Origin of the sequence: Nonomuraea mangrovi (assembly GCF_042681425.1) — a bacterium.
GTDB classification, from domain to species: Bacteria; Actinomycetota; Actinomycetes; order Streptosporangiales; family Streptosporangiaceae; genus Nonomuraea; species Nonomuraea mangrovi.
Genome location: NZ_JBHUFV010000043.1, coordinates 127,269 through 149,528, shown reverse-complemented (window position 1 = coordinate 149,528; position 22,260 = coordinate 127,269). Strand labels below are relative to the sequence as shown.

Below are 22,260 nucleotides of genomic sequence, written 5' to 3'. Positions count from 1 at the left end.
AACGTGCGAAGGTGGTGCGCGGCCGCCGTGGCCGCGCTCGTGCTGGCCGTACCCCTGACACCCGCGGCGCCCGCGGCGGCCTCGGACAACGGCCTGTCCATCCGGCCCGCCATGGGCTGGAGCAGTTGGAGCTTCGTGCGCCGCTGGCCCGACGAGGCCAAGATGAGGGCGCAGGCCGACGCCCTGGTCGGCAGCGGGTTATCGGCCAAGGGCTACGTGTACGTGAACCTGGACGACTTCTACCAGAAGTGCGACGCCAACGGCTTCGTCGTCGACGGCTTCGGCCGGTGGGCGGTCGACACGGCCAAGTTCCCTGGCGGGATCAAGGCGCTGTCCGACTACGTGCACGCCAAGGGACTGAAGTTCGGCTTCTACGTCACGCCCGGCATCGCCAAGAACGCCGTCACCAGGAACACGCCCGTCGAGGGCACCGCCTACCACGCGGCCGACATCGCCGACACGGCCGCGACCATGCACAAGAACTACAACTGCAAGAACATGTACCGGCTGAAGTGGTCGCACCCGGGCGCGCAGGCGTTCATCAACTCGTGGGCGAACCAGATGGCCTCGTGGGGCGTCGACTACCTCAAGATCGACGGCGTGGACGCCACGACCATCGCCGACGTCGAGGCCTGGGACAGGGCGTTGCGGCAGACGGGCCGGCCGATCAACTTCGCGCTGTCCAACAACCTGCCGATCGCCCAGGCCACCACCTGGAAGCGCCTGGCGAACAGCTGGCGCACGCAGGGCGACGTGGAGTGTTACTGCGGGCCGGGCCCCAACGGCAGCGGCTACCCGCTGACCACCTGGGCCAAGATCAGCAGCCGGTTCAACTCGGCGGCCTCCTGGCAGCCGTACGCCGCGCCCGGCGGCTGGAACGACCTCGACTCGCTGCAGATCGGCAACGGCGACCAGATGGGCATCAACGCCGACCAGCGCCGCTCGCACCTGACGCTGTGGGCGATGGCCGCCTCGCCGCTGCTGCTCGGCAGCGACCTGACCGCGCTCACCTCCACGGACCTGGCCATGCTCACCAACGAGCGGCTGATCGCGGTCAACCAGGACGGCGTCGCCGCCGATCGCATCGTGAACAGCGGCGTCAACCAGGTATGGCGTAAACGTGAGTCGAACGGCGACTACATCGTGGCCCTGTTCAACACCGGAACCACCGGAAACTCCACGGTGAGCGTCACCTGGTCGCAGGTCGGCTTCACCGGCGCCGCCCAGGTCACCAATCTCTGGTCGGGCGCCTCGGAAGGCACCGTCACCTCCTCTTACAGCGCAACGCTCCGTCCCGGCGAGACGCGCCTCATCAGGGCCAGGCCGGCCTCCGGTACGGTCACCCGCCTGGAGGCCGAGTCCGCGACGATCACTCAGGGCGTCGTCGAGTCGAACCACCCCGGCTACTCCGGCACCGGCTTCGTCAACTTCGACAACGTCGTGGGCAGCGGCATCGAGTTCACCGCCAACGCGGCTCAGGCCGGCACCGCCACCCTGACCCTCCGCTACGCCAACGGCACCACGACCAACCGGCCGATGACCATCTCCGTCAACGGCGGAGCTCCCGTCGGCCGCGACTTCCCCGGCACCGGCGCCTGGGGCACCTGGGCAGACGCCACCTTCACGGTGCCGCTGAACGCCGGAGCCAACTCGATCAAGCTGGCCGCCACCACCGCCAACGGCGGCCCGAACATCGACTACCTCGACGTGCCCGCCACGACCCCGCCCAGCACCGAGTACCAGGCGGAGAACGCGACGATCTCGCAAGGGATGGTGGAGTCCAACCACGCCGGGTTCACCGGCACCGGCTTCGTCAACTTCGACAACGTGGTGGGCTCCTCGGCGGAGTTCGCCGTCGACGCCGCAGCGGCCGGCGAACGCCAGATGACCCTGCGCTTCGCCAACGGCACTACCACCGACCGACCGATGGACCTCACGGTCAACGGCGCCGCTGTGCGCAGCGTGTCGTTCCCGGGGACGGGCGCGTGGACCGCCTGGGTGGAGACGACCGTGACCGTCTCGCTGACCGCCGGGCCGAACACGATCCGCCTGACGTCCAGCACCGCCAACGGCGGCCCCAACCTGGACCGCATCACCCTCGCCTGACCACCCGCCCGCCGCGCCATCTCCCCAGCGCGCGGCGGGCGGGCACCATCGGCAGCGACCCGCCTGGAGGTCGAGGCGGGCGGACGCTCCCGCGACCCGCGCGGTCCCGGATCCGAGCAGCGATCCAGCCAGAATCGTCGATCTTAAGGCCCGCCGACGGGATCGGCTCGGCGGAGTCCTCATGGACGGAGTTTCGGCACGCGCACCCACCGGATCGGTGATCCGGTCGGAGTCTTCTCGCGCGATACATGCAGATTCGATCGTGATTGCGTCGACTAGGACGAAACTCTTTCAACGTGCCGAAAACCGCCTGTGTGCTGTATCCGTCCTCCTGCTCTGTTCGGAAAGTTGATCACGTCCGTGCGGCCGTCGGCGTGCAGCAGACTGGCAGCAGCACGAGCCCGCTCGCGCGGCAGGCCGCCCGGACGCCTCAGCGGGCATCTCCCTGCACGCCTGCTACCTGCCAGGTCAGAATAGGTTTCACGATGCTTGGATCCGGCTGCTGATCTTCTCGGCGAACACCGAATCGCAACGTGCCCGCTCAGCAGCGAGGTCGCAATGGGCCTCTGGTCGAGGGACCTTGCGTCCGTCCTACCCGAAGCCCACCGCCGGACGAAACACATCAGGTCAGGGCGCGAAGGACAGGCTGGAGCGCGCGGTGGAAGGTCGGGTAGGCGAAGTGCATCTCGGCCAGGCTCCTGATAGGGACTTCGGCGTGGATCGCGGTCACGAGCGCGGCGAGCACCTCGCCCCCTGAAACTTCCGACGACGGTGCCGCCGATGAGCACGCCCCGCTCCGCGTCCGCGACCAGCTTGATCGGGCCAGACTCCTCGGCGATCCAGCCGCGGGTCCCCAGATCGCCGGTCGCCGTCCGGACGTCGATACCGCGTTCGCGGGCCGCGGCCTCGGTCAACCCGACCGAGCCGACCTCGGGGGAGGTGAAGGTGACGCGACCGACCGCCCCGTAGTCGGCCCACGGGCCGTCGGCGCGGGTGAGGTCTCTGATCACCACGTCGGCCTGGTACATCGACATGTGCGTGAACGCGCCCTTGCCGGTGATGTCGCCGATGGCCCAGACGCCCTCGGCCACCCGCATCCGCTCGTCCGGGTCCAGCACCCGCGCCTGCGGATCCAGACCGACGTGCTCCAGGCCGAGATCGCGCAGGTTGTTGTGCCGGCCCGCGGCGACCAGCAGCCGCTCGGCCGTGACGGTACCGTCGGCGAGCAGGATGCGGAAGCCGTCGCCGTCGTGCTCGACCCACTCGGCCCGCGCCGAGGTGCGCACCGTGATGCCCTCGGCCGCGAACGCCTTCGCCACCGCCGCGGAGGCATCCGGTTCCTCGACCGCGAGCAACCGGTCGGCGGCCTCGATCACGGTCACCTCCACGCCGAAGGCGGCGAACACCTGCGCGATCTCGCAGCCGATCGCGCCCCCGCCGAGCACCGCCAGGGAGGCCGGCAGAGTTCCAGTCGTCGGTGGCCTCGTCGCGGATCCGGTCCGCGACCGGCTTCCAGTCCGGAGTTACGGCCGCCGATCCGGCGCGACCTTCGACTCGCCGGGCCGTGCGCAGCTTGTCGGCCGCCGCGATCATCAGCTTGGTCGGGACGCACCCGAAGTAGGGGCACTCACCGCCGATCAGGCGTTCGTCCACGCCCACGACCGACAGCCCGGCCCTGGCCAGGCTCCCGGCCACGTGCTCACCGCCGGGGCCCAAGCCGATCACCACGACATCGCATCCCCTGGGCTCGCTCATGTCCGTGCACCTTCCGCTCGTGTCGTCTTGTTCTCCGACCCTGTCGCACGTCCCCGGGGCCTCGCACCTGTGACTCCCACGTGTCCCTGGGGGTTGGGCCAGGGGTTGTCCCTGGTGCGACGACATCGCCGCAGGACGAGGCTGACAGCACTACCGCAACACCTCCAAGAGCTTCCGAAGGAGCGGGCATGAACGACTCGCCCATCAAACCCAAGACCGTCACCGTGGACGGGCTCACCGTCCGCTACGCCGAGAGCGAGCGACGCGACACGCACGCGCTCCTGCTCAGCCCCTGGCCCGAGAGCGTGTATGCCTTCGAGCCCACTTGGGCGGAATTGGCGGCCGATGTTCACATCGTGGCCGTCGACCTGCCCGGTTTCGGACAGTCGCAAGGCCATCCGGACGTGCTCAACCCGCGCACCGCGGGCGCGTTCGTACACAAGATTCTGGACGCGCTCGGGCTGGACAAGGTGCATATCGTCGGCCCGGACATCGGCACCAGCGCCTCCCTGTTCGCGGCGGCGCAACAGCCGGACCGCTTCCACAGCGTCGTCATAGGCAGTGGCGGGGCGTCCGCCGACCTCGAACTCGGCGAGCCGCTCGCGAGCTGGGTGTCGGACCCCGATATCACCTGGTACGAGCAGAACGCGCATGCCGTCATGCAGACGACCTTGGACAACGTCTTCCCGGCGGCACCGCTCGGGGATCACGTGCGAGAGGACTATCTCGCGTCGTACGGCGGGCGCCGCTTCGCCGAGTCGATGCGGTACGTCCGCACCTACCCGACCGAGCTCAGAGCCCTGGAGCAGGTGCTCCCGGCTATCCGGACGCCGGTCCGGATCATCGCTCCGGAGCGGGACCAGGTCGTCCCGCCCGCGCACGGCGAGTTCCTCGCCGCCCGGCTGCCCAACAGCAGCCTCGACATCGTCGACGCGGGCCACTTCGTCTGGGAAGAGGCCCCGAAGACCTACGCAGCCCTGGTCCTCGACTGGTGGGACCGCCACCGCACCAACACTGAAAGGTGAAAACCATGACCAGCACCACGCACGCCACCGAGCCGACCGCCACGACGCAGGCGGACCTGAAGCTCGAAGCCGTCGTGATCCCCGTCTCCGACGTCGACCGCTCGAAGCGGTTCTATCAAGACCTCGGCTGGCGTCTCGACGCCGACTTCGCCTTCGACAACGGCTTTCGCGTCGTCCAGGTGACGCCTCCAGGTTCCCCCGCGTCCATCCAGTTCGGCACCCTGATCACCAACCAGCGGCCCGGCACCGCTGAAGGCATCTACCTGGTGGTCTCGGACATCGCCGCGGCCCGGGACCAGCTCGTGGCTCTCGGCGCCGACGTCAGTGAGATCTTCCACCCGCAAGCCCCGGGAGCCCAGTTCGGCCAGATCCCGGACGGTCAGGCCGACGGTCCCGCGACCGACCGCGCCAGCTACGGATCCTTCGCGACCTTCCGCGACCCGGACGGCAACGCGTACCTGATCCAGGAGGTGACGATCCGGTTCCCCGGGCGCGTCGACACCGCCGCCACGGCGTACGCGTCGCTGAACGACCTGGTCGAAGCGCTCAAGAGGGCGGCGGTCGCGCATGGCGAGCACGAAGCGCGCAACGGCGGCGCCTACGACGAGAACTGGCCGGAGTGGTACGCGGCCTACATGGTCGCCGAGCACCACGGCGACGAACTCCCTCGATAAGGACGGACCTCATCATGAGCACTCTCTTCCGTGGCCAGGAGCTCACCCAGCTCACCGCACCCATCCTCGACGTCACCGCCGCCAACGGCGTGACCTACGCCTACCGCCGCTTCGGCGTCGCCGGCACGGGCGCGCCGCCCCTGCTGTTCCTCCAGCATTTCCGCGGCAACCTCGACAACTGGGACCCTTTCCTGGTCGACACGCTCGCCGCGGGCCGCGAGGTGATCCTGCTCGACAACACCGGGGTCGGGCTGTCCTCGGGCCAGGTGCCCGTCACGGTGACGCGGATGGCCAGGGACGTCATCGCCTTCCTCGACGCGCTGGACCTCGCTCGGGTCGACCTGCTCGGGTTTTCACTCGGCGGCATGGTCGCCCAGGAGATCGCCCTGCTCCGGCCGCGCGGGGTCAGACGGATCGTTCTGGCCGGGACCGGTCCCCGAGGCGGCAAGCAGATGCACGGCTGGACTCTCGACATCGAGCGCGTCGCGAACCAGGCGGAGGCCGGCCTCGACGAACTCCTGCACATCTTCTTCGGCGTCACCGAGACCAGCCGCGCGCTCGGCATGCAGTACGCTCAGCGCGTCTTCAGCCGGACCGAGAATCCCGACAAGCCCACCGGTCCCGAGGCCGCCCGCGCCCAGTACGACGCGATCGTCGAGTGGGGCATCCCGGATCCGAGCCGGCTCGCCCGCCTCGCCGGGATCACGCAGCCCACCTTGGTGGCCGCAGGCGACAACGACACGATGATCCCGACGGTCAACTCCCAGGTGCTCGCCGACCACCTGCCGAACGCGCGCCTGCGGATCTTCTCCGATGCCGGACATGGGAACTCGACCTGCCGTTCGCCGCCCTCCACCAACTCTGCGCCCCCATGCTCGCCTCGGCCGGCGCGCTCCCGGTGCCCCAGCGGCAGGCGCTGGACGTGGCGTTCGGCAACACCACCGGAGCGACCCCCGGCAAGCTCGTCCTCGGCCTGGCGGTGCTGAGCCTGCTCGCGGAGGCGGCCGCGGAGCGGCCGCTCGTCTGCCTCATCGACGACGCCCAATGGCTCGACGTGGCCACCCTACAGGTGCTCGGGTTCGTCGCCCGGCGCCTGCTCGCCGAATCGGTCCTCCTGGTCTTCGCCGTCAGGGAGCCGAACCAGGACACGCTCCTGGCCGGCCTCCCGGCCTTGACCGTCGGCGGCCTGGGCGAAGCGGACGCCCGGGCGCTCCTGGCCGCGACGACCCCGGGTCGGCTCGACGCCCGGATCGCCGACCGCATCGTGGCCGAGACCCGCGGCAACCCCCTGGCCCTGCTGGAGCTTTCCCGCAGCGGCCGGGCCGAACTCCTCGGCGGGTTCGCCCTCCCAGCGGTCGGAACCGGCGCCCTGCAGGACCGATTCGAGCAACGCATCCGCGCCATGCCCGACTCCACCCGGCTGCTGCTCCTGCTGGCGGCGGCCGACCCCACCGGTGACGCAGCCCTGTTCTGGCGCGCCGCGAACGGCCTCGGCCTCGGACCACAGCAGGCGGCCCCGGCGCAGGAGGCGCAACTCGTTGAGATCGGCCGAAGCGTCCGATTCCGGCACCCGCTGGTGCGCTCGGCCGCCTACGCCGCAGGCAGCGGTGAGGCCCGCCGTACCGTACATCGCGCGCTCGCCGATGCCTTGGACAGCGGCAGCGATCGGCAGCGCCGGGTGTGGCATCTGGCCGTGGCGGCGGCCGGTCCGGACGACCGGCTCGCCGCCGAACTCGCCGACGTCGCCGAGGGGGTGGAGTCCCGCGGCGGGATCGCGGCCGCGGCGGCGCTCCTGCGGCGCTCCTCCGAGCTGACCACGGACCCAGGCCTGAAGATCGAGCGCACGCTGGCCGCGGCCCAGGCCGGCCTCAACGCGGGCGACTTCGAGTCCGCGCTCGGCCTGCTCGCCAGAGCCGAAGCCCTCCCGGTCGACGATCTGCAGGGCGCCCGGATCCACCTGATCCGCGGACTCACCGACCGCGCCGCCCACTCCGGACGAGAAGCACCGGCGGCGCTGCTGCGCGCCGCCCAGAGGCTTGAGCCCCTGGACGGCAGGCTCGCCCGGCACACCCTGCTCGACGCCTGGAGCGCAGCCCTCGTCGCCGGTCGCCTCGCGGCTGCCGGCGGCGATCTGGCCGCCGTTTCCGCCGCCGCTCGCACGACGCCACCCGCACCCGGCACGCCGACCGCTGCCGACCATCTTCTCGACGGCCTGGCCGCCCTCATCACCAGCGGGACCGAGGCCGGGCGCCCGCTGCTGCGCGAAGCGGTCACCGGGTTCCTCGACGACACGGTGCCGCCCGACCTGTGGTTGCGCTACGGTGTGCTGGTCGCGAACGCCGCGTTGTCGCTGTGGGATGACGACCGCTGGGAGGCGTCGAACGCCCGGCACGCCGAACTGGCCCGCGCCAGCGGCGCACTCGTACCGCTCATCAACGCACTCAACGTCCGCCGGGTCATCGCGCTGTGGCGGGGCGACGTGGCGCACGCCAAGGAGCTGGGTCTGGAGGAGTCGACGGTCAAGGAGGCCACCGGCACCCGCAGGGCCTCCTACGGAGACTTCTTCCTCCTTGCCTACCAGGGGCACGCGGCGGAAGCGTTGCCGCTGCTCACGGAGGCGGCCGCCGAGGCCACCGCGCGAGGCGAAGGGCTCGGCCTGTACTTCACCGAGCGCGCCACGGCACTGCTCCACCTGGGCTTGGGGCACTACGCCGAGGCGACGGCCGCCGCCGAGCGGGCCGCGAGCGGCGACCTCGGCCCGTTCACCGCCCAGGCGCTGCCCGATCTGGTCGAGGCCGCGGTGCGCAGCGGCGCGACCGCGATCGCGGAAGCGGCCCTCGCCCGTCTCGGGACGTACACCGCGGGCTCCGAACTGGCGTGGGCGACCGGCCTGCAAGCCCGCGCCCGCGCCCTCGTCAGCGGCGGAGACGAGGCCGACCGGTTTTACGCCGAGGCTGTCGACCACCTCAGCCGGACTCGCCTGAGGTTCGAACTGGCCAGGACCCGGCTGGTGTACGGCGAGTGGCTGCGCCGCGAACGCCGCCGGGTGGACGCGCGCCGGCACCTGAAGCAGGCATTCGAGGAGTTCGTCGAGATGGGCGCCGACGGCTTCGCAGAACGAGCCAGGCACGAACTGCTGGCGACCGGGGAGAAGGTCCGCAAGCGCACCGCCGACACCGCCGACGACCTCACCCCGCAGGAGGAGCAGATCGCCCGGATGGCGAAGGACGGCCGCACCAACACCGAGATCGGCGCCGAGCTGTACATCAGCGTCCGCACCGTCGAGTGGCATCTCAGCAAGGTCTTCGGCAAGCTCGGCATCAGCTCGCGCAGAGAACTCCGAGACACACCGATCCACTCATCCAACCGGACGCGCTGACGCAGAGCGGCCAGGATGGCCGTTCGTCCCACCCGGCTTCACAGAAGGAATCGCACGAGCAGCAGAGCCGCGATCATCAACCAGTCCAGCTCCGTCGTCTGAAACCGTCCGGCTGAACCGAACCAGGGCCTGATTTGCTCACCTGGCGGTTGGCAGTCGTCGATCCGGACGACGGAGGCCCTGTCAGGACGGAGCTATGTCATGGCGGCGATCTGGGCGCGTACCCTGACGATCACTTCCGGGGGCAGCGGGGCATAGCCGAACAGGGACAGGTACGACTGGCCCGCGTTGCCGGCGGTGTAGCGAAGGAAGTTGCGCAGCTGCGGGTCCGAGCCCTCGTGACAGGCGATCTCGTAGGTGACCAGGATGATCGGGTACGCGCCCGTCTTCTTGGTCCTGTAGTCCAGCCTCATGACCAGGTCGCCGTTCTCGCCGACCACCTTGGCGCCGCTGAGGCTCCTGCTCGCGCTCTCGGGTGTCAGCGCGACGAACTCGCCCGCGCCGTTCCGCACCTTCGCGATCTGCAACTTGGCATCGCTGGCGAAGCCGTACTCCAGGTAGCCGATCGAGCCTTCGGTCTCCTGGACGGCGTTGACGATGCCGCCGGAGCTTTCGACGCCGCGGCCCGGCGCGGGCCACGTGCCTGACGGTTTGTACGGCCAGCCGCCCGCCGCCCTCAGGTAGGCGGTGAAGTTGTGGCTGGTGCCCGAGTTGTCAGAGCGGTAGAGGACCTTGATGTCCGTGTGAGGCAGGCGGGCGCCCCGGTTGTCTGCGACGATCTCACGGGCGTCCCACTTGGTGATCCTTCCATTGAACACGCCGGTCATGGTGGCGGGCGAGAGCTTGAGGCCGGGCGCCGACGGCAGGTTGTAGGCCACGGCGATCGGGCCCACCACCATCGGCAGGTGAAGTGCCCTGCTGCCGCAGCGCTTGTCCGCCAGCACCTGCTCTTCGGGCTTCAGCGGCATGTCGGAGCCGGCGAACACGGTCACGCCGTTGATGAAGTCGCGCACCCCCGCGTCCGAGCCGTTGGCCTGGTAGTCGATCCGTACTCCGGGATAAGCCTTGTGAAAGTCAGAGCGCCACGCGTTCATCGCGCCCAGCTGCGCCGACGAGCCAGAACCGCGGATGGTGGCGATGTCGCCGGCCGCCACCACATTCTGGCGCGAGTCGGGGACGCAGGCGGTCAGGGCGAGTGCCGCCAGCGCGACGCATCCGACGGTTGCTGTCAACTTCGGCACACAACCGACGCTATGAAGACGTTGTCCCTCTCTGGGGCAGCGCTCCGCAAACCGCGCGCAACGTACGGTCACTGGCGGGTCAAGTTGACTCACTGTCACACCGGGTCAGCAGACCCGGCCTCGCTCAACCTGCAAGAAGCCTGGTGGCACCTGTTTCGACGTCAGGCCTTAGCCGGGCAGACCTTCGCCGACCCCAGCGAGATCGCCTACGCCACTACCGTAGAGACGACCCAGCTCAACGCCCGCGCCCGTACCTGGATCTGGGGCCGTCCGGCTCCCGAGCCTCGTCAACGTCCACACCGCTTTACCTACCTCCTTTGAGGAACCGGGCATTCGAGGGGGCCGGCCCCACCTCGGCGCGCTACGTCCTGCAGACCGTGGTCAAGCCGCACGTCCCTCCTCAACCGCGGCCTCACGCAGGTCATCCAGGACCTGTGGACCTGGGATATCGCGCCCAGGTGAGGTCAAATGGGGGAAGGAGGGGGCACCATGTCTGGACTGATCGTTGTAGGTGCTGACGGCTCGACGACCGCCACGGCCGCGGTGAAGTGGGCCGCCGATGACGCCTTCAGGATGCGTGCGCCGCTGCGAATCGTTACGGCGGTCCATCGCCGGCCGGATGACGCTTCAAGGTTCGCTGCCCCCGACTTGCACGATGCCCCGGCCAAGGCCGGGGGCGAAATACTGGCGGAGGCCGAGGCCACCGTGCGTTCTCGGCAACCGGACCTCGATGTCACCACCCAGCTCATCGAAGACAACCCCGTGGTGGTGTTGCGCGAGCAGGCCAAAGACGCCACCGAGATCGTCCTCGGCAGCAGAGGGCTCGGCGGGCACGTTGGCACGGTGCTCGGTTCGGTGCCCCTCCACGTGGCCGGGCACACGCATTGCCCGGTCGTGGTGGTGCGCCCCGAACAGAGTGTCCCGCACCGGGAGATCGTGGTGGGCATCGAGGGCTCCGAAGCTGACGACGCCGCACTCGGCTACGGGTTCGAGGAGGCCAGGCTGCGCGATAGCCGACTGCGTGCGGTCCACGCCTGGCAACTGGGGGTTCGTGCCTCCGGAATCGCCTACGACATGAACGAGGTCCGCGCCGCCCGGACCCGGGTCGCGGCGGAGCGGCTCGCCCCATGGCGCGAGCGGTACCCGGAGGTGCCCAACGTGGAGGATGTGCGCTGCGCCGACCCAGTCGAGGCACTCGCCGACGCCTCCATCCATTGCGACCTGATCGTGGTCGGCTCGCACGGGCGTGGTGCCATCCGTTCGATGCTGCTCGGCTCGGTCAGCCGCGGCGTTCTGCGCAACGCTCGCTGCGCTGTGGCGGTAGTCCGTACGTAAGGCGGAGAGAGGCGTGAACCAGCCTCCGGCGAGGCACTCGGCCTGTTCGGCGCCGCCGTTGGAACAGTGGCGGCGCGCTCGTCGCCGGGGGGTACCGGGGCCTGCCGGGGAGTCCGGCCGCTGCGATCCGCATCCCACAGTGTCGCCTTCGCCCAGGACGACTCCCGTGGCGCCCACGGTCACGCCTCTCGAGCGGTGAGTCGGCCGATCGCGCGGATGACCTGCCGCCGCGTGGCCAGGCGACGGGCGAGCGCGGCCATCACCTGGTTACGGCGACCCGCGATGACGCTCGGTGGCGGGTTCCGGCGGTCGACTCAAGGTGTCCACACATCGGGGGCAGGGCCCGAGCTGGGTGATGATCAGGTGATCACCCTGCGCCATCCGCAGGCAGACAAACCTCACCCTGGGGCGCGATCAGGAGGCGGAGGCCGCCAGAGTGAAGAGCACCTCGTCCGAGGGGATGACGACATCCGCGTCGTCGACGAAGGCGACGCGGACCGGCCTTCCGCGGTCCGCCGAACGCCTCAGCGCGCTCGGACCCGTGGGGAGCGGCCTGTTCTCGTCGCCCCATTGCTGCAGCGCGGCGAGGATCAGACGCAGTTGCTCGCCGGCGGGCGTCAGGTGATAGCTGTACCTGGTCCGGGTGCCCGGCTCGCGGTACGGCCGCTTCTCCATGACGCCCGCGTCCACGAGAGCGCCCAGGCGGCTGCTGAGCATGTCGGGAGCGATGCCGAGCCGTTCCCTGAAGTCGGCGAAGCGGGTCACATCCATGAGGGCGGAGTCGCGCAGGATCAGCAGGGTCCACCTGTCGCCCACGACGTCGAGCGCGCGAGCGATCGAGCAGACCGGCTCTGCCTTCTGGCCGAGATGGGGGGTGGCCATACCGACGACCTCCTTCTGCGTCGTGTTTTCCTACGTCGCGTTTTCCTACTCAGTGTGCCACGGGGAGTGCGGGGTAGAGCCGGTCCAGCCCGCCGGAGAGAGCGGCCTTGACGGCGCGGCTCCTGTCGTCGGCGATCACTTCGAGGGCTCGCGTCTGGACGCCGTCCAGAGCCAGGCCCGCCACCCAGGCGGGGTCGACCTTTTCCGACCTGTCGGCATGTTCGGCCATGTCCGTGTCCATGTAGCCGACGTGCAGCGCTGTCACGTCGATGCCGGCGGGCGCCAGTTCCTGCCGGATCACGTTGGTCATCCCCCACTCGGCGGCCTTGGCCGCGCTGTACCCGCCGTGCCGCGGGTAGTGCGCCCAGGACAGGACGGAAAGGATGTTGAGCACCGCACCACCTCCGTTGGCGGTGATGACAGGGGCGAAGGCGCGGGTGACGCCGAGAGAGCCGAAGAAGTTCGTCTCCATCTCCAGCCTGATGTCCGCGATGTCGCCGTGGATCAGACCGGCGTTCGTGCTGACGCCGGCGTTGTTGATCAGCAGCGTGGTGTCCGACGCGACCGCCGCCGCGTTTGCCACCGAGGCGGGGTCGGTGATGTCCAGCTGCAGCGGCACGACTCCCGGGAGGTCGACGGTCGAGGGACGCCGGGCCGCGGCGTAGACCTTGCGGGCCCCGCGGCCGAGCAGTTCGGCGGCCAGGTGCCGCCCCAGGCCGCGATTGGCGCCCGTCACCAGGGCGACGGCGTTCTGGATGTCCATGGGTCACTCCTCCTGAGAGCTGGGTATGTCATCACAACCTAGGTGGCTGAGTATGAAACTGCAACTCAGGGTGCCCTGAGGGCGAATGGTCTGAGGCTGCCCGTGATCCCATCCGCCAGTCGTGGCGGCGTCCGGGCGGCCGCGAGCGCGGCCCTGGGCATGATCGGCGGCGAGACCATCGGCCTGTTCGACGTGGCCTAGTCCACGGTCGGGAACGTGGCCGCAGGAGCGGCAGTGGTCAGCCTGCCCATGTCCATCGTGGCCGGCACCGGCGGCGACCCGACGACCGCAGGGTTCACGACCAGCACGAGATAGCGCCCACCCTTCGGGCCAGAACAGGGACTGTAAGAAGAGAAGAACGGGTGACCGGCAACCAACCAATACGCGCTACTGGGTGAGGCCGAGCACGCCCTCACCGAACTGCTGGCCGACCTATGGGTGAACGCCGACGTCGCGCAGGGGCGCTCATATTCGCGGCGGCGCTTGTGGTCGCCGGTATTCCCGCCGCGTCCGCGGAGGGCGGCGACGATGCAGCCGAAGCCGCGGGGACTCCACGATCCGCCGAGCAGGTGGCGGGGGATGGTTGGCACGTTCAGCGGATAGGGAGGTAGCGATCATGGACGTATATGAGGCGGTCACGAGTCGACGGGCGGTGCGCGGATTCACCGACCGGCCTGTCCCGAGGGAGGTGCTGGAGCGTGTGCTGTCCGCCGCGGCTTGGGCGCCGTCCGGATCGAATCTCCAGCCGTGGCGCGCTTACGTGCTGACCGGCGGGCCGCTGGCTGAGCTCAAGAAGCGTGCCGGCAAGCGCGTGGTCGCAGGCGATCCTTGGGACGAGCGGGAGTACGAGATGTACCCATCGGCATTGAAGTCCCCGTACCGTGAGCGCCGATCCCGCTTCGGCAAGGAGCGCTACAGCGCACTCGGTGTTTCGCGCGAGGACTGGGAGGCGCGCCAGAGGGCCGCTTCCGACAATTGGCAGGCTTTCGGCGCGCCCGCCGCCCTGTTCTGCTACATCGACCGCGACCTGGGCCGGCCCCAATGGGCCGACGTCGGTATGTATCTGCAGACCGTCATGCTGCTGCTGCGCGCCGAAGGGCTGCACAGTTGCCCTCAGATGGCGTGGTCGGTGTATCGCAAGACCGTCGCGGAGATCCTGTCACCCCCGGACCAGCTGATCCTCTTCTGCGGCATGTCGATCGGATTCGAGGACGTCACGGTGGATTACATCCGCACGGGCCGGGCGCCGCTCGACGAGACTGTCACGTTCGTCGAGGATTCAGTACTGCAATCGCATGCGGAGTGACGGTGCCGACGAGGGCGCCTCCCGTCCTTCGTGGCTGTCGTCGTTCGGTGTCGGCCGCGCCTTCGACTGGTCGAGCATCACGCAGAAGCTGATCTACCGCACGGAGCTGATCCGCCGTTATGGCCCCTGGAAGGGGCCTGGACGACGTCGAGTTGGCGATGCTGGAGTACCTCGACTGGTTCAACCACCGCCGCCTGCACATTCAGTCCGGTCGCGGCCGGGCGACCTGACGACGCACGACGGCGACCTCATGACGCAGCACCAAGATCTCCACCTCCTTGGAGGCGTCGCCCCGCGCGAGAAGCGTCAACCAGGCGCGCACCCGGACCACCAGCAGGTAGAGAAGGCCTAGGCCAGGAACACGAGCGCTGAGGATAGAAGGCCAGGCCAGATCTCACGGACGAGATATCGCACCGCACAGGGCAAACATGCTCCGCTCGCATTATCAGTTCCCAGCAGCCCGACTCATCCCCGAACGCCCGGGCCGAAACTCATCGCAGAAGGGCGGTCTTCTCCCGGCACGACCGATCTGGTCAGAAGATCGCAAGCGTCACGGGAGTGTTAAAGCGTGCCAAGTGCCTTGCGCAGCACGTGGACAGCCTGCTCGATGGCCGCTGTGGCGGCCTGGGTGGAACGCACCGGGTTCAGCATCATGAAGTCGTGGATGATGCCGTTGTACCGGACAGACGCCGTGGGAACACCGGCCCGGGTGAGTTTGGCGGCGTAAGCCTCGCCCTCGTCCCTGAGGACGTCGTTCTGGTCGACGATGACCAGCGCCGGCGGGAGGCCCTCGAGTTCCTCGAGGGAAGCGCGCAGCGGTGACGCAGTGATCTCTTTGCGCTGTGCTCCGTCGCCCGGGATATACGCGTCCCAGAACCAGGCCATCGCCCTTGCGGTGAGGAACGGCCCGTCGGCGAACTCACGGTAGCTGTCGGTGTCTTGCGCCGCGTCGGTGACGGGGTAGTAGAGCGACTGATGCACGAACCGCACGTCACCGCGCTGCTTGGCCATGATCGCCACCGCGGCGGTCATGTTGCCGCCGACCGAGTCGCCGGCAACTGCCATGCGGCTGGCGTCGAGCCCTTCGCTGGCGCCGTTCTTGGTGATCCACTGCGCGGTCGCATACGCCTGCTCGATGGCGACGGGATAGTGCGCCTCCGGGGAGCGGTCGTATTCGACGAAGACCAGGGCCGCACGCGCGCCGTTGGCGAGTTCACGGATAAGCCGGTCGTGCGTGGCCGAGTTGCCGAGGATCCACCCGCCGCCATGGATGTAGAGGATCACCGGCAGGAGGCCGGTCGTCCCTTCAGGCTTGATGATGCGCACCCGGACATCTCCGACCTCCGCCGGAACGGTGATCCACTTGTCGTCGGCGACGGGGCGCTTGTCGATCGGAGCGGACTGAATATCGTCGAGTACCTTGCGGGCGCCCTCAGGTCCGAGTTCATAGAGGAAAGGCGGGTTCGCGGTGGCATCCGCGATCTCCTGCGCTTCCGGTTCCAGTACGTGCTTGCTCATGTCTCGAATCCTTTCGGCGAAGTGGCGGGTTCAACCGCTCATGTGGTTAAAGCCCGTTCAAATCCGCTCAATCGCCGCGATGGAGCCTGCTTCGCAAGGGTGTTGGTCGGAACCGTGACGCCAGCAGCTGAATAGTTGATCACGTTATTGGGGCTGTTGTCGGGGTTGTGACTGCCGTAATGATCTGCGGCTGTGAATCGATCCTCGTTGAACCTTGGGGACCTGGTTGGGCACTGGACGCTGGTCATGCCGGGCAGGATCTGGTCGGGTCAAGCACCGCGACACGCAGCTCGGGTTCGAGCTGCTGTCGAAGTTCAGGGTTGGGCTGGCATGAGTCGTTGATCATATGGTCGTATTCGAGCCGGCTCCCCTGACGTCGGTCCAAGGTCGCGTCCTTCCCGCCAGCGAGCTCTTAGAACTCCTAACGAAACGATTTCCGAGGTGGTTGGATCACTTCAGACTGCTGATCAGCAGGTGTGCAGGTGGCGCGGCCGAAGCCGTGGGAAGTCGATGACGAGTTGTGGGCAGTGATCGATCCGCTGTTGCCCAAGGTCGAACGCCGGGCCCGCCACCCCGGGCGCAAGCGGCATCCGGACCGGCTGGTGGTCAAGGGCATCCTGTTCGTGCTGCAGACCGGGATCGCCTGGAACACCTGCCGCAGGAACTCGGCTTCGGCTCGGGCATGACCTGCTGGCGCCGCCTGGCCGAGTGGGCCGTAGCCGGGGTGTGGCCCAGGCTGCACGAGGTCCTCCTGGCCGAACTCCGCGGTGCGAACGCCCTGGACTTCTCCCTTCGAATGAGCTCCAGCAGCCGTTCCGCGTCAGCTCCATCCAGCCGCAGGGCCGTCTTGACCGGTTTCTTCGTGGTCGGAACCCGCTGGATGATGATGCTCTTGACGTGTTGGCTACCGGACACCTCGATCAGCAGGAGCTTGATCTGAGCGCGTCGACGACGTTTTCGTACGCGGATGGCCTCGATCCCCGCAAGAAGGGCCGTGACCGGCTGGAGGCACTGCGGGAGATAGGATCAGGTCATGCCTTTGACGGTGGACGACGTCGACCGGTTCGAGCTGTCGAGGCTGCGTCTGGAGGCCATCGCCTACCGTCTCCTCGGCTCCGCGGACGAGGCACAGGACGTCGTGCAGGAGACGTTCCTGCGCTGGCAGGCCGCCGACGTCGACCGCGTCGAGGTCCCCGAGGCTTGGCTGACGAAGGTACTCACCAACCTGTGCCTCAACCAGCTCGCCTCCGCGCGGGCACGCCGCGAGACCTACGTGGGCCGATGGCTTCCCGAGCCGCTGCTCGCCGGGGACCCGATGCTCGGCCCGGCCGACACCGCTGAGCAGCGCGAAGCGGTCTCGTACGCGGTCCTCACCCTCATGGAGCGCCTGTCCCCCAACGAACGAGCGGTGTACGTGCTGCGGGAGGCCTTCGACTACCCGCACCGGGAGATCGCTGAAATCCTCGACATCACCGAGGCCGCCAGCCAGCAGAACTTTCACCGGGCTAAGAAGCATGTCGCGTACGGCAAAGCCCGCACCGAAATCGACGAGGCCGCCGCCAAGCGGATCGTCGAGGAGTTCCTCGCAGCCGCCACGAGTGGCCAGACCGATGAGCTCGTACGCCTGCTGACCAAGGACGCCATCTCCATCGGCGACGGCGGGGGGAAGGTTCCGGCACGCACCAAGGCGTTCGAGGGAGCCGTCACGGTCGCGAAGTTCGTGTGGGGCATGTTCAAGCCCGCCGAGGCTAAGCGCGTCATCGTCGGCGGCTCGCCCGAGATATACGCCTGGACCGCCAATGGCGAACCCGCCGTTGTGGCCGTCGTGGAAGACCGGGTCGTCGCCATCATGTGCCTCGAGGTCACCGCCGAGGGCATCACTGCCTGCCGTACCCAGGCAAACCCCGACAAGCTCGAACGCGCGACCGAGCAATGGGCGGCGGCCGACCATGGGGAGCCCCTGCTCGTGATGTGACGTGTATCACCTATGGCTCCTGTCAGGAAACGGCGGGCTATCCGGTTCAAATGACGAATCCGAACCGGACAGGAGCTGACGATGAGAGTGCTGGTTGCAGGAGCGACTGGAGCGATGGGCAAGCAACTGGTGCCCCGTCTGGTCGATGCGGGACACGAGGTGTTCGCCATGATCCGCAGCGAGTCGGACAAGGCCAGGGCATCACAGCTGGGCGCGGTACCGGTCATCGCCGATGCGCTGGATCGCGCCCAGGTCGAGGCGGCCGTGCGCCAGGCCGCGCCGGAGGTGATCGTTCACCAGCTGACCGCGATCGGGCACATCGACACCCGCCATTTCGAACGCAGCTTCGCCGCCACCGACCGGCTGCGGATCGAGGGCACCGACAACCTGCTCGCGGCCGCACGCGCCGCAGGAGTACGACGGTTCGTCGCCCAGAGCAACGGCGCGTTCACCTACACCCGGACCGGCGGGCCGGTCAAGAACGAACAAGACCCCCTGGATCGCTCACCGGTCAGCCAGATGGCCTCGATGATCGCCGCGATCGAGCACTTGGAGAAGGCCGTGCTGGGCGCCGCCTGGACCGAAGGGATCGTGCTGCGCTACGGCGCGTTCTACGGACCCGGCACCTCCATGGCGCCAGGGTCCGAGCAGTTCGAGATGATCCGCAAACGCAAGTTCCCGGTCGTCGGCGACGGCGGCGGGGTGTGGTCGTTCGTCCACATCGCCGACGCCGCCGAGGCCACGGTCGCAGCCGTGGAGAACGGCGACCGCGGTGTCTACAACATCGTCGATGACGACCCCGCCCCGGTCGCCGAATGGCTGCCGGAACTGGCGGCGATGCTGGGCGCCAAGAAGCCGATGCGCGTACCGCGGTTCATCGGACGGCTGGCCGCCGGACAGGCCGGCGTCGTGCTCATGACCGAACTGCGCGGCGCATCCAACGCCAAGGCCAAGCGCGAACTGGGCTGGCACCCGGCACATCCCACCTGGCGCCAAGGCCTCCAGGTGTCACAACCGCGGTGATCGGTGCGCCGAGCCGGTCGCCGAGGGCGGCCGTGGAAGCGCGATCTCCTCGTCCGGCGCGGAGCAGACTTCGCGTCGGCCGAGGATGCCGTGCAGGAAGCCCCTGATCCGGGCGCTGGACACCCGGCCGGACGATCCACCGCGTGATCCGAAGGCATGGCTCGTCGCGGCCCAGGGCCGACAGCGCTTACCGCACCAAGGTCATCGAGAGCGCCGCCGCCCTCGGCATCGATGCGGAAGTCGTTCGCCGCGACCCCGCCACCAAGGGGTTTGCCGCCCTGCCCCGCCGATGGGGCGTCGAGCGCACCCGCGGCTGGCTGTTGTTCCACCGCCGTCTTGCCCGCGACTACGAAGCCCTTCCGGCCCGCTCCGAAGTCATGATCCACGTCGCCATGATCGACCTCATGAGCCGCCACCTCACGGGCGAATCGACCCCGACGTGGCGAGGCGCCTGAACGCCGAGCAGATAGAAGCTGCGGGATCGAACACCCATTAGGCGGCGCTGTGACTCGAACTCGCGCACCTGGACGGGCTCGCGCCCGATCGGAGTCGGGAGGTCGGCCTTCATGGCGCGAGCGCGGTCGAGACGGGACTTCATTCCGAAGAGGCTCTACTCGCGCATTCTCGCGGGCCAGTGCCGTGATCAAAGCGCACCCTGCAGAATTCGACCCTGCGGCCGTCGGATGAGAAGTAAGATCCTTTTGTGTATCGGCGTGCCGGTTGGTGACCCTCCGTTTCATGCTGGATTGGTTTCGGTACCCCGCCGTGACGTGCCCTGACGGAGCATGTCGGGGCGGACGAGCGCGGATGGAGCACAGCTGACCCGGTGCGGAATCACAGCGAGACCGCTGGGCCTCGGCAGCGGCCAAATGTCCACACCCCTCTGTTTTCGGGTGCGGCCGGATTGCTGGTTGCAGATCTTGAGTGCGCCTACGCTGGCCTGTTCGCCTCGCCGGGCCCCAAGAATGGTCAGCCCGGTAGCTGCGTTGTACGGTCGGAAACCCTCCATCTTCAAGGATTGACATGAGCGACGAGAGCTCTGCCGCGCAGGCGGCATGGGAGCGCGTGGACACGACCATCCCGCACTCCGCCCGGGTGTGGGACTTCCTGCTGGGTGGAAAGGATCACTACGCCGTTGATCGCGAGGTCGGCGAGACCCTGCTGCGGCTGTTCCCCGACTTCGCGATGGTTGCCCGGCTCCAGCGTGAGTTCCTCATGCGCGCTGTGCAGTACCTGGTGAGCGAGGCGGGAGTGCGACAGTTCCTGGACATCGGCACCGGTTTGCCCACAGCCAACAACACCCATGAGGTCGCCCAGCGCATCGCACCCGAGACCCGCGTCGTGTACGTGGACAACGACCCCATTGTCCTGGTGCATGCTCGCGCGCTACTCACCAGCGCGGAGCCCGGCGTCACCGACTACATCGATGCCGACGTCCGCTACCCCGACGTGATCCTCAACGGAGCTGCCAAGACTCTCGACTTCACCCGACCCGTCGCCGTGATGATGCTCAGCATCGCCGGCCAGATCACCGATGACGACAACCCCGCGGCCATCATCGACCAGCTGCTGGAACGCCTGCCGTCGGGCAGCTATCTCGCGCTGAGCGACGGCACCAACACCAACCCGGCGCTGGTCCGGGCTGTAGCCAGCTACAACCGCACCGCGGCCAACACCTACCAACTACGCAGCCCAGCACAGATCGCGGCGTTTTTCACCGGCCTCGACCTGGTGGACCCAGGCGTAGTGCCGACGCCGCAATGGCGGCCCAACCCTGACCGCTGGGACGAGCCGACGAATGTCGTGAGCGCCGTCTGCGGCATCGCCCGTAAGCCGTGACAGTCCAGCGAAGAGGCCCATTGGCCGATAGCCGGCCCCTGCCGATCGAACCCTGCGCCTGAACTCGACCAATACGGTCGACCCGTGGTTTGGCGGCCGTGCTGATCATCGACGGCCGGCACCGCCTGCGCAAGCCGCCGTCCTGCCACCGGCTGAGGAGGAGCTCGCCTGCCGGCGACAGAGGGCACGGCTACCTCAGGTAGCACCCGGCCCAGTCGGCGAGGTGGCCTTTGCGGCATAGGCGCCCCAGTGGCCAACGGCGTCGGGCCGGTCGAGGAGCAGGTAGACGCCGGGTACTTTCCAGTCGTTGGGGAGCCGGTTGGCGTATTCACGGTCGAAACGGTGTAGGTGCCTGCTGGGCCGCCCAGGCACCGGTCGGATGGACCAGATCGCCCGGCGGACCGTCATCGCCGAGCGACACTCCATCACCTACAACGTGGTCACGAACGAGTTCGCCACGTTCGGAACCCCGGTGGATCGAGGTTGACGCGGATGTCGACGACGTCGAGCTCGCCGTTCCGCTGAAACGTGGCGTTCTTCAACCCCGACCGGGCTCGATCCGCTAATGAGGGCGCCGACCAGTGTGCCGACGATCATGGGCTCCCCGACCACCTGGAGGTACCCCAGCGCAGCCCGGAAGCGGGATGTCGGGACATCGACCGAGGTCCCGCGCCCCGGGGACTTCCGTCCCCGCAGGCGCGGGCCTACACGCCATCCGGTGTGGCCGGTGTCACCTCGTGGCCGGCCGGTCCGGTGGCGAGCCGGTCAGGCGGCCGCGCCGCTGATGTGGAACGGCAGCACGGCGACGTTCGACGCCACGCCCAGCTCCCGCAGGTCACGGGCGTCGACCCGGCCGTCGCCCGTGACGTCCTTGACCACGTCAGGGGCGTCGTCGAGCACGCCGTTGCCGTCGAGGTCCTTCACAACCGCGACGGTTACCACGCTGTCGACGTCCTTGCCGAACAGCGCCTTGCCGACCAGCCAGGAGTCCCAGATCCTGGCCCCGCTCTGGTCCCGCTGGGCCACCCCTGTGACGTTGAACAGGTTCGCCAGGTTGGTACCAGGCCCGGAGAAGCCCGTCGTGGTGGAAAGCAGGACGACCACGCCGGGCAGCTTGTCGTCCTTGCCAGGCCCGAACGTGCCGGTGCCGCCCTGGGGACCGGTGACCTGCGGCCCGCTCCACCCCGCCGCCTTGAGGCCGTCGCGGTAGTGGATGGACAGCTCCATCGTCCAGGCCGCTCCCTCCACCCCGGTCGACGCGTCGGCCCTCGGCGACTGGATCCGCACGTGGGCGCGCTGCTCGGACCCTGACGCCGTGCCCGCCAGCGCGGGAACCGCTGACACCGCGGTCACCGAGAGTGCCGCCCCGAGCGCCGCCGCCCGAACACCTCTACGCATGTCGTCTCCTCCGTCGGTTGCTGATGTCGCTGATATCAGGA

At 68.6% G+C, this 22,260-nt stretch carries 18 protein-coding genes and 2 pseudogenes; 13 read left to right on the top strand and 7 right to left on the bottom strand.

Going from position 1 to position 22,260, the window contains the following annotated elements; translation table 11 throughout:
• The first annotated feature begins 3 nt into the window (after window positions 1-3).
• Window positions 4-2,106, top strand: a complete 2,103-nt coding sequence (locus ACFSKW_RS28815; protein WP_379575706.1) for a CBM35 domain-containing protein — start codon at window positions 4-6, stop codon at window positions 2,104-2,106.
• A gap of 275 nt (window positions 2,107-2,381) precedes the next feature.
• Here ACFSKW_RS28815 and ACFSKW_RS28810 read toward each other — a convergent pair whose 3' ends face one another.
• The gene (locus ACFSKW_RS28810; protein ID WP_379575597.1) at window positions 2,382-3,551 is read right to left on the bottom strand and encodes an FAD-dependent oxidoreductase; all 1,170 of its coding nucleotides are present in this window, start codon (window positions 3,549-3,551) and stop codon (window positions 2,382-2,384) included.
• Window positions 3,552-3,708: 157 nt separating this feature from the next.
• A pseudogene (locus ACFSKW_RS28805) lies at window positions 3,709-3,861 on the bottom strand (FAD-dependent oxidoreductase); the annotation flags it as partial.
• Window positions 3,862-4,049: 188 nt separating this feature from the next.
• On the opposite strand from ACFSKW_RS28805, the gene ACFSKW_RS28800 reads away from it, so the two are divergent.
• The 4 genes from ACFSKW_RS28800 to ACFSKW_RS28785 are packed head-to-tail and all read left to right on the top strand — an operon-like array spanning window position 4,050 to window position 8,939.
• Window positions 4,050-4,886, top strand: a complete 837-nt coding sequence (locus tag ACFSKW_RS28800) for an alpha/beta fold hydrolase (protein WP_379575596.1) — start codon at window positions 4,050-4,052, stop codon at window positions 4,884-4,886.
• A 5-nt stretch (window positions 4,887-4,891) separates the two neighbouring features.
• Window positions 4,892-5,560 (top strand): VOC family protein, encoded by a 669-nt coding sequence (locus ACFSKW_RS28795; protein ID WP_379575595.1) that lies wholly within the window; start codon window positions 4,892-4,894, stop codon window positions 5,558-5,560.
• A 14-nt stretch (window positions 5,561-5,574) separates the two neighbouring features.
• Window positions 5,575-6,546, top strand: a complete 972-nt coding sequence (locus ACFSKW_RS28790) for an alpha/beta fold hydrolase (RefSeq protein WP_379575594.1) — start codon at window positions 5,575-5,577, stop codon at window positions 6,544-6,546.
• A complete protein-coding gene (locus tag ACFSKW_RS28785) occupies window positions 6,432-8,939 on the top strand; it encodes a helix-turn-helix transcriptional regulator (protein ID WP_379575593.1) in 2,508 nt (835 codons plus the stop codon). The genes ACFSKW_RS28790 and ACFSKW_RS28785 overlap by 115 nt, the downstream gene beginning before the upstream one ends.
• Window positions 8,940-9,133: 194 nt before the next feature.
• Here the strand turns inward: ACFSKW_RS28785 and pstS are convergent, their stop codons facing one another.
• Window positions 9,134-10,180 carry a phosphate ABC transporter substrate-binding protein PstS gene (gene pstS / locus ACFSKW_RS28780; protein WP_379575592.1) on the bottom strand — a complete coding sequence of 349 codons (1,047 nt, stop codon included), beginning with the start codon at window positions 10,178-10,180 and terminating at the stop codon, window positions 9,134-9,136.
• A 489-nt stretch (window positions 10,181-10,669) separates the two neighbouring features.
• On the opposite strand from pstS, the gene ACFSKW_RS28775 reads away from it, so the two are divergent.
• Window positions 10,670-11,515 (top strand): universal stress protein, encoded by an 846-nt coding sequence (locus ACFSKW_RS28775; protein ID WP_379575591.1) that lies wholly within the window; start codon window positions 10,670-10,672, stop codon window positions 11,513-11,515.
• A 414-nt stretch (window positions 11,516-11,929) separates the two neighbouring features.
• On the opposite strand, the gene ACFSKW_RS28770 is transcribed toward ACFSKW_RS28775, so the two are convergent.
• Both ACFSKW_RS28770 and ACFSKW_RS28765 read right to left on the bottom strand, forming a co-directional pair.
• Window positions 11,930-12,397, bottom strand: coding sequence for a winged helix-turn-helix transcriptional regulator (locus ACFSKW_RS28770; RefSeq protein WP_379575590.1), 468 nt, complete (start codon window positions 12,395-12,397; stop codon window positions 11,930-11,932).
• Between the two features lie 49 nt (window positions 12,398-12,446).
• Window positions 12,447-13,160, bottom strand: a complete 714-nt coding sequence (locus ACFSKW_RS28765; protein WP_379575589.1) for an SDR family oxidoreductase — start codon at window positions 13,158-13,160, stop codon at window positions 12,447-12,449.
• A gap of 616 nt (window positions 13,161-13,776) precedes the next feature.
• Between ACFSKW_RS28765 and ACFSKW_RS28760 the strand changes: the two genes are divergently transcribed.
• A complete protein-coding gene (locus tag ACFSKW_RS28760) occupies window positions 13,777-14,466 on the top strand; it encodes a nitroreductase (RefSeq protein WP_379575588.1) in 690 nt (229 codons plus the stop codon).
• A gap of 119 nt (window positions 14,467-14,585) precedes the next feature.
• Entirely contained in the window at window positions 14,586-14,696 is a 111-nt protein-coding gene (locus tag ACFSKW_RS55005) for an integrase core domain-containing protein (protein WP_465264726.1), read from the top strand.
• A gap of 331 nt (window positions 14,697-15,027) precedes the next feature.
• On the opposite strand, the gene ACFSKW_RS28755 is transcribed toward ACFSKW_RS55005, so the two are convergent.
• Window positions 15,028-15,984, bottom strand: a complete 957-nt coding sequence (locus ACFSKW_RS28755) for an alpha/beta hydrolase (protein WP_379575587.1) — start codon at window positions 15,982-15,984, stop codon at window positions 15,028-15,030.
• A gap of 482 nt (window positions 15,985-16,466) precedes the next feature.
• Here ACFSKW_RS28755 and ACFSKW_RS28750 point away from each other — a divergent pair.
• The 5 genes and pseudogenes from ACFSKW_RS28750 to ACFSKW_RS28730 form a co-directional block, all read left to right on the top strand.
• Window positions 16,467-16,840: pseudogene (locus tag ACFSKW_RS28750) on the top strand (transposase); the annotation flags it as partial.
• Between the two features lie 177 nt (window positions 16,841-17,017).
• A complete protein-coding gene (gene sigJ, locus ACFSKW_RS28745; RefSeq protein WP_379575586.1) occupies window positions 17,018-17,959 on the top strand; it encodes an RNA polymerase sigma factor SigJ in 942 nt (313 codons plus the stop codon).
• An 81-nt stretch (window positions 17,960-18,040) separates the two neighbouring features.
• On the top strand, window positions 18,041-18,982 hold the full coding sequence (locus ACFSKW_RS28740) for an NAD-dependent epimerase/dehydratase family protein (protein WP_379575585.1): 942 nt from the start codon (window positions 18,041-18,043) through the stop codon (window positions 18,980-18,982).
• A 143-nt stretch (window positions 18,983-19,125) separates the two neighbouring features.
• On the top strand, window positions 19,126-19,437 hold the full coding sequence (locus ACFSKW_RS28735; RefSeq protein WP_379575584.1) for a transposase: 312 nt from the start codon (window positions 19,126-19,128) through the stop codon (window positions 19,435-19,437).
• A 568-nt stretch (window positions 19,438-20,005) separates the two neighbouring features.
• Complete coding sequence (locus ACFSKW_RS28730) at window positions 20,006-20,821, top strand: SAM-dependent methyltransferase (RefSeq protein WP_379575583.1); 816 nt, start codon at window positions 20,006-20,008, stop codon at window positions 20,819-20,821.
• 765 nt (window positions 20,822-21,586) lie between these two features.
• Here the strand turns inward: ACFSKW_RS28730 and ACFSKW_RS28725 are convergent.
• Entirely contained in the window at window positions 21,587-22,219 is a 633-nt protein-coding gene (locus tag ACFSKW_RS28725) for a hypothetical protein (protein ID WP_379575582.1), read from the bottom strand.
• Between the last annotated feature and the right edge of the window lie 41 nt (window positions 22,220-22,260).